This is a genomic window from Micromonospora sp. NPDC047620 (assembly GCF_043205005.1).
GTDB lineage: Bacteria > Actinomycetota > Actinomycetes > Mycobacteriales > Micromonosporaceae > Micromonospora.
The window spans coordinates 109,145-121,218 of sequence record NZ_JBIDDG010000021.1 but is presented as its reverse complement, the minus strand read 5'-3'; the positions used below and the strand labels follow the sequence as shown (position 1 = coordinate 121,218).

The following is a 12,074-nucleotide window of genomic DNA, read 5'->3' as shown; positions in this document are numbered from 1 at the left end:
CCCGTGTAAACGGGGCCCGCCCAACCCCGTTTTTCGTGCCACAATGCTTAATTTCTTGGTTGGGGGGGGGGGGGGGCGGGGCCCCGCGGGGGGGGGGGGGGGGGGCCCCACGGCGGTGGGCGGCACGTCGTGGCCCGTACCGCCCGCACCGTCAGGACGCCTCGACCCGCGCGTCCTCGGGCAGCGGATCGGCGTGTGCCACGAGCCGGGCCGGCAGGTCCGTGCGTCGCTTCACGTCGAGCTTGCGGTACACCCTCGTCAGATGCTGCTCGACCGTGCTCACCGTGATGAACAGCTTGCTGGAGATCTGGCGGTTGGTGTGGCCCTGGGCGGCCAGCGCGGCCACCCGGCGCTCGGCCTCGCTCAGCCCGTCGTCCGGCTCCTGCGTCTCGGCGCCGGCCGGGTACGCCGGCAGCACCTCGCCCGGCTCCCGCCGGATGAGCCGCTGGGCCAGCACCGACGCCCCGCAGTCCTGGGCCAGTTGGTACGCCCGGCGGACCAGCAGCCGGGCCCGCGCCGAGTCACCGGCCCGCTGCAACGTCTGGCCGGTGTCGCCGAGCGCCCGCACCAACTCCAGCCGGTCGCCGCACGCCTGCAACAGGTTCACCGCCTCGGAGAGCAGCTTCCGCCGGTGGTCGGGGGCGGCGGTGGTGGCGAGCAGCCGCAGCGTCCGACCCCGCGTCCTGTCGTCGACCCCGTGCGGGACCCGCAGCTGCTCCTGGAGGAGCTGCGTGGCCTGCGCCTTGTTGCCGACGCTGAGCTGCACCCTGGCCAGCTCCAACCGCCACGGCACCAGCCCGGCCGCGTCGATGCCCCAGGTGCGCATCAGCTCGCCGCACCGCCGCAGGTCGGTGATCGCGGCGTGGGGCCGCCGTACGGCCAGGTGGTGCCGGGCACGGGCGGCCAGGTAGTGCAGGGCCAGCGGGGTGCGGAACATGCCGGGCGGAACCGGGTGGGCGAGCCACCGGTCGGCCTCGGACAACCGGGCCGCCTCGGTCGCGCAGGCGACCAGTGTGGCCAGCGGGCCCGCGACCGCCACGCCCCACGCCGGGGCGGGGATGTCCTCCAGCGCCGTGCGGGCGTGGTGCTCGGCGCCGGGCAGGTCACCGACGCGCAGCGCCGCCTCGGCCCGGACCGCCCGGATGACGGCCCGCCACACCGGGGCGTGTCGGGCGGCCGGCCGGCCGAGCAGGACGTCCCCCCAGGCCGCGGCCCGGTCGGACCGGCCCGCCCACAGCAGCGCCAGCAGGGGAGCGGTCAGCATGCCCAGCGAGCCGTCGTCCGTGTGGTGGCGCTGGAGGAGCTGCTCGGCGGTCGCCACGGTGTCGTTCTCGGCGGTCGGCGTCAGCGCGCCGTGCAGCACCGTCACCGCCTGCAGCAGCGGGCTGATCGTGGTCGGCGCGTTCGCCGCCCGGGCCCACGCGCTCGGGGTCTCCCGCACCGTGGCCAGGTGGTCGGGGTGGGACAGGGCGACCAGCAGCTGCATCATCCGCAGCCGCGCGGCCACGCCGCCCGGGCCGTGCTCATCCTCGGTGGAGAAGCCGCTGACGGCCTCGGTGGCCTCCTCCACGCGACCCTGCCAGAGCAGGTAGGGCACGGCGGACAGGCCGACGTCGCTGGACCGCCCGGCGGCCCGCGCCGTCTCCACCAACTCGCCGAGCTGCCCGTTCACGGCCAGCGGGTTGACCTGCCAGCGGGCGCTTACCAGCATCTCGGTGGTGGCGGCCCGCTGCCGCTCGTCCACGCACACGCGGGAGACCAGGCGCAGGCAGGCGGCGGCCACGTCGGGGCGGCCCGAGGCCAGGGCGTGTCCGGCGGCGTCCTGCAGCACCGGCACCACCCACGGCGCGTCCGCCCAGCCGGCGGCCACCAGATGCTCGGCGACCACGCTCGGCTCGGCGCCGTGGTCGTGCAGCACCTCGGCGGCCCGCTGGTGCAGGCCGCGCCGCTCGTCGGGCGACATGTCGCCGAGGATCGAGTGCAGGATGCGCGGGTGGCGCAACTGGTCGGCCTCCATCAGGCCGGAGGTGCGCAGCACCCGCACCGCCGGGACCGCGGACTCGGGTGCCACGTCGAGGAGGTGACCGAGCAGCTCGGTCGGGGCGGGCCGGTCGAGCACCGCCAGTGCCTGCGCCACCCGGCGTACCCCGGGCTCGTGCCGGTAGAGGCAGCCGAGCACGGCCTGGTCGAACGCGTCGCCGACGGCCGGGCCGGCGCCGTCGCCCGTCCCGCCGTTGGCCCGCTCCTCGAGCAGCGCCCGGGTGAGCAGCGGGTTGCCGCCGGTCATGCCCAGGCAGCGTTCCGCCGTCTCCCGGACGTCGGCGGCCTCGGGGTCACCCCCGACGAGCCGGGCGACGGCGTCCACGGTCAGCGGCGGCAGGGTGATCCGGGCGAAGTGCGGCTGGCTGAGCAACTCGGCCCGGAACAGCGGGTGCGGCGGGCGCAGCGTCGACGCCTCGGCGAGCACGACCATGATCCGGGCGTGGCGCAGCCGGCGGGTCACGTAGAGAAGGCAGTGCAACGAGGCCGGGTCCGCGTGGTGCACGTCGTCGACGACGAGGACCAGGGGCCCGGCGCCGGTCAGGTCGAGCAGGGTGGCGAAGAGGCCGTGCAGCAGGGGAGCCCAGGCCCGGTCGCCCTCGGCGGCCTCACCGCCGGGCTCGGGCAGGGACGTGGCGAAGGTGGCGTCGCCCACCAGCTTCTCGACCCGGGCCGCCGCGTCGGGCGCGATCCGTGCACTGTGGAACAGCTGCCCGATCACTCCCAGGTGGAGCCCGCGCTCCGCCCGCGAGCCCGCAGCGCTCATCACCTGCCCGCCGTTGGCGGCCGCCCACTCGCCGAACGCCTCCAGCAGACTGGTCTTGCCGCTCCCCACCGCGCCGGTGACCAGCGCGACGTGACCTCGCTGCTGCTCCTCGCACGCGCGGAATGCCCGCCGGAGGCGGGTCGTCTGCTCCTCCTGCTGCACCAACACCAGCGTGTCAGCCCTTCTCGTACGCGGTGCGGCGCCGGAACCCCGGCGCTGCCCGACACCGCCCCCTTGCCGGACAGCCGCCCCTCCACCGCGCCCATCGGGGGTAGGGGTGGAGCGCACCGGGCCGCCGTGCCGGGTGGACCTGGAAAGTCACTGCCGAACCATGCCGATCACCGGACGGTCCGTGTGCCCAGGCGAGTCTGGCATCGGGGGGGTTGTGCGACAACGGGCGCGAGACCCCATCGTTTCGCGCGCAAACCTGCGGATCTGGTCCGTCAATAGGGGTTGCGCGATGCGCCGCAAGGGGTGTCGAGTGTGGCCGGTCGGCCGGAGATGACGACACCGTGAACGACGGGTTTCCGCGGTACGCCTCGACGTTGCCATACCGCGTTCCCGCGCGCATGCCCGGCGGACGGAGTGTGACCCGACGAACAGCCGCCCTCGGCTGGTGGGCGGCGGCCGCCCACCAGCCGGACCGTGTCGGCGGGAGGTGGTCAGGCCGGGACGGCGCGGGCGGACGGCGCCGGTGGACGGCGGGTGACGGTCAGCGGAACCGTGGTCTGGGGGAACGGCCCCTCGGTTCGCCGTGGCCGGGCGACGGCGGGTGCAGCGGGGTCGCGCCGGGCCGGTGCAGCCGCAGCCGGGCAGCCAGTTCGTTGCGCGAGTTGACGTTCAGCTTCCGGTAGATCCGGGTCAGCCGCTGTTCGATGGCGCTGACCGTCAGGAAGAGCTTCTCGGCGATCTCGCGGTTGGTGTGGCCCTGGGCGGCCAGGGTGGCCACCTGGGACTCCGCGTCGTTGAGCCCGTCGACCACCACCACCGTGCCGGCGGGGCCCTCGGCCGAACCGGAGCCGGCGGTGGCCGTGCTGGCCCGCAGCAGCGGGATGCCGCACTCCTCGGCGAGGTCCCGGGCCGCCCGGGCCGTGGCGCGGGCCTCCCGCCGGTCGCCGGCCTGCTGGTAGGCGTGGCCGAGGTCGGTCAGGTTGTGCGCCAGCTCCACCCGGTCGCCGCACTGCCGCAGCAGCCGGACGGCGCTGCGCAGGTGGGTGATCCGGTCCGGCCCGTCCTCCGCGGCGGCCAGCACCCGCAGTGCGGCGGCCCGGTAGCGCACGTGGACGGGCCGCAGCCGGGCCAACTCCTCCCGGACCAGCTTCCCGGCCTGCTGACGGCGGCCCATCCGGAGCAGCGCCCGGGCGGACTCCGTCCGCCACGGGACCAGACCCGAGTGGTCCAGCCGCCACGAGGTCATCAACTGCCCGCAGAGCTGGAAGTCGGCCAGCGCGCCCTCGGGGCTTCCGGCGGCGAGCGCGTGCGTCCCGCGGGCGTGCAGGTAGTGCAGCCCGATCGGGGTCTTGAACATCGCCGGCGGGACCGGCACCTGGAGGCAGGCGGCCGCCGCGTCGAGCTCGTGCATGAAGGTGAGGGCTCGCAGGCGGACGGCGAGCGGTATCCCGATCGCCACCCCCCAACCCTTCGGCGAGAGCTGGCTCAGCGCCTCGTCCGCGAGCCGCTCCGCGCGGGGCAGGTCGCCGAGTCGGCCGCTGACGGACGCCCGGAGGACCGCGAGGGCCGCCGATGGCGAGGGATGGCGTCGGGCGGCCGGCCTGCGCCCCAACCGGTCGCACCAGTCACCGGCCAGGTCCAGCCGGTCGGCGTAGACCATGGCGATGATGGCGCAGACGCTGGTCCACATGCTCGGCTCGTCGTCCAGCCCGCCGGTGGACAGAGCCCGCTCGGCGGCCTCGACCACCGTGGCGTCACCGCGTTCGAGCACGGCGGACAGCAGGGAGGCTCCCTCGAGCCCACGCTTGACCTTGGCCAGGGTGAACGGGTCCCGGGCGGCGGCGGTGGGCTTGGGCCGGCCGACCGTGACCCCGGGATAGAGAGTGGACATCCAGCCGGTGGTGACGAGCAGTTCGGCCGCGGACCGGGGATCCGCGCTGTCGGCCCGGTCGCTGAGGTGCTGGACGAGTTCGACGGCCTTGTCGACCTCACCGTGCCAGAGCAGGTACTGGATCGGCCCCGCCGCCTGCTGGCTGCCCAGGTGCCCGGCGCGGACGGCGGTGGCGACGCCGATCAGGTGGGGGACCGCCGCCTGCGGGTCGAGCTGCCACTCGGCGCGGGCCAACGCGGAGCGGATCCGCGCCCGCAGGCAGTCGCCGACGGCGCTCCGGTTCGCCCGGCGCAGATACCGCAGGGCGGTCTCCACCTCGCCGTCGACCAACGCCTGCTCGCCGGCGTCGAGCAGGCTCTGCGCCATCCAGGGCTCGGTCAGCTCGTCGACCTTGGTCAGGTGCGGCGCGATCCGCGCCGGCGGCGCGCCCTCGTCGTGCAGCAGGCAGGCCGCCTCCAGGTGCAGCCGGGCGCGTTCCTCGGCGGTCATCCCGTCGAGCACCGCCTGACCCACCGCCGGATGCCGCAGCCCCGCCTCGGTGACCAGCCCGGCGCTGGTCGATCCGTCGACGGCGCCCAGCGCGGACCGCGACCGGGCGCCGACGAGCTGGGGCAGCAGGTTGCCGTGCAGGGAATCGCCGGTCACGGCGAGCACCCGGGCGGCCTCGAGCACCGGATGGTCGCAGCGGTACAGGCAGCTCAGTACGGCTTCCCGGAACGATTCGCCGGCGACGGGGTGGTCCGCGGACCGGGGCGCGGCGGCCTGGTCGTCGGCGAGCGCGTGCACCAGCAGTGGGCTGCCGCCGCTGATCCGGTGACTCTCCTCGGCGATGGTCCGGGCGACCGGGACGTCGAGGCGGTGGGCGAGCACCTGGAACGTCCCCTCGACGGTGAGCAGCGGGAGCCGGATGCGGTGCAGCCGCGCGGGTTGCAGCAGCTCGGCGTAGACCTCGGGGCGCCACGGCCTGGTGCGCGGCGCCTCGGTCAGTAGGACCAGCACGGGCAGGCCGGCGATCCGCCGGGCCACGTAGTCGAGGCACCGCAGCGACGCCACGTCGGCGTGGTGGACGTCGTCGACCGCGACGACGAGCGGGCCCCGGGCGGTCAGCTCGAGCAGGGCCCCGCCGATCGCGGCGGTGCTGCGGGCCGTGTCCTCGTCGTCGGCGCCGTCGGCCCAGGCGAGGGAGCCCGCGTCCAGTAACCGCCCGACGGGGGCCCGGTCGTCTGGATCCAACGATGCGGCCCGGACGAGTTGGCGGACGACCTCCAGCGGGACGGTGCGTTCGGCGCGGGACGCGCTCGCGCCGAGGACGCGCGCCCCGGCCTCGCCGGCCCTCCGGGCGAAGGTCTGCAACAGCGCGGTCTTGCCGGAGCCAACCGGGCCGGTCAGCACGGTCACCGTCCGGCCGGTGGGGGTGCCGCCGGTGGCGATCAGGTCCGCGAGCCGGCGTTCCAGCAGGTCGAGCTGGCACGACCGCTCGGTCAGCTCCATCGACGCGGCCTCCGGAGGAGCGGGCGGCCCGCGGTCACCGGACACGCCACCTGCCCTGCGCGGCCCTGGAGCTCGACGAAATCGGAGACCGGCAATTCTCGACCCATCCCAGTTTTGGTTATATAGACCGCCGTCGAGGAGTGACGGGCAACCATCGACCGACTTGACCGACTGGCGGCTCCGAGTTGCAGCCCACCAGTGCCGGCGATAATTCCCCAGCCCCTCTTGGCCGGTCTCCCCCTATCGACCGCCGTGATGGTGGGAGTATGGCAGTTCGGCAATTGGGCGGCAAGCCGAGGTTTGTAAAGGATAGGCAAACATCGGTTCGGGCGTCCTTGCCGCCGACATCACGCGTCGGGCGCGGGATTCACGACAGAAAGTCGCCGCCTGATCCCGTAACGTGACCAGGTGTTGCGCCGGTCGTCGGGGTCGCTTTTTATGCCGATGTCGGCCATTGGTTGTCGCGCCTTCCCGTGCTAGGCGTGCGCGAGCCGGTCGCGGGGCGCCGAGCGAGGGTTCGTCCCTGCCCGGCCCCGGCTGGGCGTGTCGTCATGCCACTCGGGGCCTGTCCGGTCAGTCGTCGCAGGGGCGGACGGAGGCTGGCGTCGGTCGGATGCGGGCAGTTCAGCCCGGTCGGCCCGGTGGTGACGGCCGGGTTGGGCGAGCGTTTGCCCCGCCCGGCCGGCCGCGGGCGACGCCCCGCGCGCGGGGTGCTTGGTTCGCGTCGCCGGTCGGTGGTCGGCCCGCTCGTCCCGGTCCGGTTTCCGGGAGGTGCCGGATGCCTGTTTCCGGGAGGTGCCGGATGCCTGGTGGCTCGGGGAAATTGTGAGGGATCCTCTGTTTGCTGCGGGGTAATACGTCCCCCGCCTCGATGGCGTGACCCTCCGGTGGTCACGTCGGCCGGATGGGAAGGGGCTTGCGTCGCGGCATCGCCCCGGGCATGCCCGATTCGGACCTTTGGGAACATTAAGCGATTATGTTGTTAAAAATGAATTATGCGCCCACTGGCTGTCGGGAGCGGGTGCCACCGTCGGTGCCGGGCCTGTTGAAAATCGAAGGACATTGGCTTGTGGAATTGATTTTCCGTCGTTTCGTCCGATGGTCGTCCGATAATTTCAGCCGTCGATGGGACTCCATTTTTCACCGCTCCTGCCGGACGGTATTCTCTCCACAGTTTCGCGCGGGAACCAGAACGGACCTACCGGCCGTCGCCAAAGGCGGGGCCACATCGCGTCCGACCTGGCCCGCCGTCGTCGGCAGGGGACCTGGCCGGGCGGCTAGGGGTTGTGCCGGACCATTGCGCAGCCTAATTTCGGGACACCCCGCGCCGATGGCGGGATGGCCGGATATGGGGCTGCTCGAACCCCATGACGTGAAGGGTCCTGTGGCCGTCGTGATGTCCCAGTTGCTGCCGCGACTCGTGTACGTCCTTGGCAGGGGATAACGGGGATGGCACTGCTGCCGGCGCTGGAGGGATCGGGCGCGGACCGGGCCGATGCGGTCAGGGTGGCCGGCGGCACGCTCTCCAGCGAGGCCCTGCTCGGCTGCGTCACCGCGGTCGCCGACCGGATCAGGGGCGCCGGCGTGGTCGCGGTCGACGCCACACCGACCCTGGAGACGGTCGTGGGCATGCTCGGCGCCGTCCACGCGGGCGTTCCGCTCGTGCCACTGCCGCCCGACGCCGAGCAGCATGAGCGGAACCGCATCCTGCGGCAGTCCGGGGCGACGGTGGTCCTCGGAGCGCGCCCGCCCGGCGGCGACCGGCTGCCCACGGTTCCCGTCGACCTGCGCCAGCGGTCCTCGACGCACCATCCCGAGCCCGAGCCGGGCGCTGACGCGGTCATCCTCTACACCGGAGGAGCCGCTGGGCCGCCGCGCGGGGTGCGCATCTCGCGTCGCGCCATCGCCGCCGACCTCGATCTGCTGGCCGCCGCCTGGCGCTGGAGCGGGGAGGACGTCGTGGTCCAGGGCGCGCCGCTGTTCCGGGCGTACGGCCTGGTCGTCGGTCTGCTCGGCGCGCTGCGGGCCGGCAGCCGCTTCGTCCACCTCGACCGGAACGCCTGCGCGGGGCCGACCGGCACCATGTACCTGGCGCTGCCCGCGCAGTGGGCGAGGATCGCGCGGAACGGCCCGCTGGCCCGGTCGCTGGCCGCGGCGCGGATCCTGATCTCCGCGGACGCTCCGCTGGCCACCGCCGTGGCCGAGCGGCTCCGGCTGCTCACCTCGCACGCACCGGTCCAGGCGTACGGCACGACCGAGACGCTCATCGCGATGACCGGTCGGGCCGGCGACCCACCGGTCGGCGGAGCCGTCGGCACCCCCCTGCCGGGCGTGGAGACCCGGGTGCTGGACCGCGAGGACCGGCCCGTGCCGGCCGACGGCGAAGCGGTGGGCGAGCTGAGCGTCTGCGGACCGACGCTGTTCAGCGGCTACGTCGACGGCGGCGGGCGGAGCGCGGCCGGTCCCTGGCATGCCACCGGTGACCTGGCAACCGTGGCCGCCGACGGGTCACACCGGATCATCGGACGCCGAGGGCTCGACGTGGTGCACAGCCGCGGCCGGCGGGTGCACGCCGGCCAGGTCGAGGAGGCGTTGATGAACCACCCCGGCGTCCGGGACGCCGCCGTCGTCGGCACGCCGCACCCCACGCTCGGCGAACAGGTCACGGCCTACGTCGTCGCCGCCGAGGACCTGACCGCGCAGGTGCTGATCGACCACGTCGGGCGGCACCTCTCGGCCGCCCAACGCCCCCGGCGCGTGCACTTCGTCGACGAGCTGCCCCGCACCGCGCTCGGCCGGATCAGGAAGTCCCTGCTGGTCGCCGCCGGCTGACCCGGCCGGTCGGCACCATGCCCGACCGGGCTGCGGCAGGCCGGTCCGCGCCGGCACCTTGTGCAGACGCTCCCTGTGCGGCTGATCCGCGCCGTGCCGGTGGTTCCGCGACGAGGCGGGCGGCGGTCAGCCCTCCACCCAGCCGTGCCGTCGGGCCAGGGCCAGCATCCGGGCACGCACCGCCACGATCTGCGCCCCGGTCAGGTCCGGCACGGAGGTCACCAGCGCCTCCGTGGTCTCCGCGGAGAACGCCCGCTCGGAGAGCACGTCGCACAGGCCGTCCTCGTCGTCCGCGCCGCCCGCGACCTGCCCGCTCTCCCGACCCCGCCCGCCGGCAACGGTCACGCCGGCTCGGGCCGTTCCGGCCCGCTCCGCTGCGGCTGCCGCGCCGACCACCCGCACCAGCACGGCCTTGGGGCCGCGGTCGGTCTCCACCGCGTCATACTCCACCGGGACACCGGGCGTCAACGCCCACTTGTCACCGTCCAGCATGTTCGCGTGCACGAACACGTCGTCGCTGCCGTCGTCCGGGGCGATGAACCCGTAGCCCCGCACCTCGTCGAACCGCACCACCTTGCCAGTCAACATCGCTTTCCCGCATCCATCCGACCGATCCGCTGTCCCACCCGTGGGTCGGGGCACCCCCCAGACTGGCAGCCGCCCGCGCGGCCCGGCACCCGTACCCGACCCCTATGGTGCACCCTACGGCCGGCGTCGGGACGGTGCCGGCCGCCGCAGGGCCTAGCATCGGCGACCGTGATCGAGCAGATCCTGCCCTCCACCGTGGCGGTGGCCGAGTCGTTCGCCGACCCCGCCGGCCTGACCCTGTTCCCCGAGGAGGAGGCGCTGGTCGCCGCGTCGGTGGAGAAGCGCCGCCGGGAGTTCACCACCGTACGGCACTGCGCCCGCCGGGCGCTCGGCGAGCTGGGCTTCGCCCCGGTGCCGATCCTGTCCGGCGTACGGGGTGCCCCGGTCTGGCCGGACGGCGTGGTCGGCAGCATGACGCACTGCGAGGGCTACCGGGCGGCCGTCCTCGGCCGTACCGCGGCCTTCGCCACCCTCGGGGTGGACGCCGAGCCGCACGCGCCGCTGCCCGACGGGGTGCTCGACGCGATCGCCCTGCCGGCCGAGCGGGCCCGCACCGCGGCACTCACCGCCGCCGACCCGTCGGTCTGCTGGGACCGCCTGCTGTTCAGCGCGAAGGAGTCGGTCTACAAGGCGTGGTTCCCGCTCACCGGCCGGTGGCTGGACTTCGCCGAGGCGGACATCGTGTTCGATCCGGCCGGGACGTTCACCGCCCGCCTGCTGGTGCCCGGCCCGGTGCTCGGCGGGGTGCCGGTGGCCGCGTTCGCCGGCCGGTTCCTGGTCGGCCGGGGCCTGGTGGTCACCGCGATCAGCATCCCGGCGGTCGCCTGACCCGCCCGCACCGGGGTCGCCGCAGCCGACCGGTCAGTCCGCCAGCAGCCGGTTCTTCTGCACCTTCCCGAGGGCGTTGCGGGGCAGCGCGTCGACCAGGCGCACCTCGCGCGGCCGCTTGTGCGCGGACAGGTGCCGGGCCACGAAGTCCACCAGCTCCGGCCCGTCCACGCCGTCGCCCACCACGTACGCGGTGACCTGCTGGCCGAGGTCCGGGTGCGGGATCCCCACCACGGCGGCCTCCCGGACGCCCGGGTGCGCCAGCAGGGCGTCCTCCACCTCGCCCGCGCCGATCCGGTAGCCGCCGCTCTTGATCAGGTCGGTGGACGCCCGGCCGACGATCCGGTGCCAGCCGTCGGGGTCGACGGTGGCGACGTCGCCTGTGCGGAACCAGCCGTCCGGGGTGCTGCTCGCCGCGTCGGCGTCCGGACGGTTGAGGTACCCGTCGAAGAGGGTGGGGCCGCTGACCTGGAGTTCGCCCATCGCCGCCCCGTCGGCCGGCAGCGTCGCGCCCTGCTCGTCGACCAGCCGCGTCCGTACTCCGGGCAGCGGCAGCCCGACGGTGCCCGGCCGGCGCGGGCCGTCCGCCCGGGCGCTCACCGTGATCAGGGTCTCGGTCATTCCGTACCGCTCGACGACCCGGTGGCCGGTGAGCGCGGCGAGGTCCGCGAAGACCGCCGCCGGCAGCGCCGCGCTGCCCGAGACGAGCAGCCGCGCCGGGCGCAGGGCCCGCGCCGCGTCGGGATCGGCGGCGACCCGGGACCACACCGTGGGTACGCCGAAGTACATCGAGCCCTCGGCGGCCGCGTACCGCTCCGGACGCGGCCGGCCGACGTGGTGCAGCCGGCTGCCCAGCCGCAGCGGCCCGAGCACACCGAGTACCAGCCCGTGCACGTGGAACAGCGGCAGGCCGTGTACCAGCAGGTCGTCCGGCGTCCAGGCCCAGGCGTCGGCCAGGCCGTCCAGGCACGCGGCGACCGCGCGGCGGGAGATCACCGCGCCCTTCGGCGCGCCGGTGGTGCCGCTGGTGTAGAGGATCAGCGCGGTGCGGGCCGGGTCCGGCTCCGGGTGCGTGGTGTCCGAGCGCCGGGTCAGGTCGATCGGGACAACGGCCCGGCCTGTGCTGTCGGCCGGTCGCTCCGCGTCGGCCGGGACGAGCAGCGCCGTCGACCCCGAGTCGCGCAGGATGTGGTCGCGTTCCATCGGCCCGGCGTCCGGCGGCACCGGCACGACCGCCGCCCCGGCGGTCAGCGCGCCGACCACTCCGACCACCGTCTCCAGGGTCGCGGTCGCCTCGATCGCCACCCGGTCGACGCCACGCAGCTCGTCCGCGACCGCCGCGGCCAGGCGGCGCAGCTCCACCCCGGACACCGCCCGGTCGTCGACGCGGATCGCGTCCGGACGCTCGTCGGTGCCTTCCGAGAGCCAGCTCAGCAGCGGCATGGTGCGACCCTTCTCCAGCGGCTC

6 protein-coding genes are annotated in these 12,074 nt (G+C 74.7%); 2 read left to right on the top strand and 4 right to left on the bottom strand.

Annotated features, from left to right (window positions below; translation table 11 throughout):
* Window positions 1–151: 151 nt before the first annotated feature.
* On the bottom strand, window positions 152–2,968 hold the full coding sequence (locus ACGF5C_RS24060; protein WP_393305013.1) for an AAA family ATPase: 2,817 nt from the start codon (window positions 2,966–2,968) through the stop codon (window positions 152–154).
* 550 nt (window positions 2,969–3,518) lie between these two features.
* A complete protein-coding gene (locus tag ACGF5C_RS24055; protein WP_393305011.1) occupies window positions 3,519–6,404 on the bottom strand; it encodes an AAA family ATPase in 2,886 nt (961 codons plus the stop codon).
* Window positions 6,405–7,808: 1,404 nt separating this feature from the next.
* Here ACGF5C_RS24055 and ACGF5C_RS24050 point away from each other — a divergent pair.
* Entirely contained in the window at window positions 7,809–9,191 is a 1,383-nt protein-coding gene (locus tag ACGF5C_RS24050) for an AMP-binding protein (protein ID WP_393305009.1), read from the top strand.
* 126 nt (window positions 9,192–9,317) lie between these two features.
* Here the strand turns inward: ACGF5C_RS24050 and ACGF5C_RS24045 are convergent, their stop codons facing one another.
* Complete coding sequence (locus tag ACGF5C_RS24045; protein ID WP_393305007.1) at window positions 9,318–9,779, bottom strand: cold-shock protein; 462 nt, start codon at window positions 9,777–9,779, stop codon at window positions 9,318–9,320.
* Between the two features lie 168 nt (window positions 9,780–9,947).
* On the opposite strand from ACGF5C_RS24045, the gene ACGF5C_RS24040 reads away from it, so the two are divergent.
* Window positions 9,948–10,607: a 4'-phosphopantetheinyl transferase gene (locus ACGF5C_RS24040; RefSeq protein ID WP_393305005.1), complete on the top strand. Its 660-nt coding sequence runs from the start codon at window positions 9,948–9,950 to the stop codon at window positions 10,605–10,607.
* Between the two features lie 33 nt (window positions 10,608–10,640).
* Here the strand turns inward: ACGF5C_RS24040 and ACGF5C_RS24035 are convergent, their stop codons facing one another.
* Window positions 10,641–12,050: an acyl-CoA synthetase gene (locus ACGF5C_RS24035; protein ID WP_393305003.1), complete on the bottom strand. Its 1,410-nt coding sequence runs from the start codon at window positions 12,048–12,050 to the stop codon at window positions 10,641–10,643.
* Window positions 12,051–12,074 lie beyond the last annotated feature (24 nt).

Excerpts from the sequence above, each read along its gene's own strand:
- ACGF5C_RS24050 (WP_393305009.1), top strand. The coding sequence starts at position 7,809 with ATGGCACTGCTGCCGGCGCTGGAGGGATCGGGCGCGGACCGGGCCGAT.
- ACGF5C_RS24045 (WP_393305007.1), bottom strand. The coding sequence starts at position 9,779 with ATGTTGACTGGCAAGGTGGTGCGGTTCGACGAGGTGCGGGGCTACGGG.
- ACGF5C_RS24035 (WP_393305003.1), bottom strand. The coding sequence starts at position 12,050 with ATGCCGCTGCTGAGCTGGCTCTCGGAAGGCACCGACGAGCGTCCGGAC.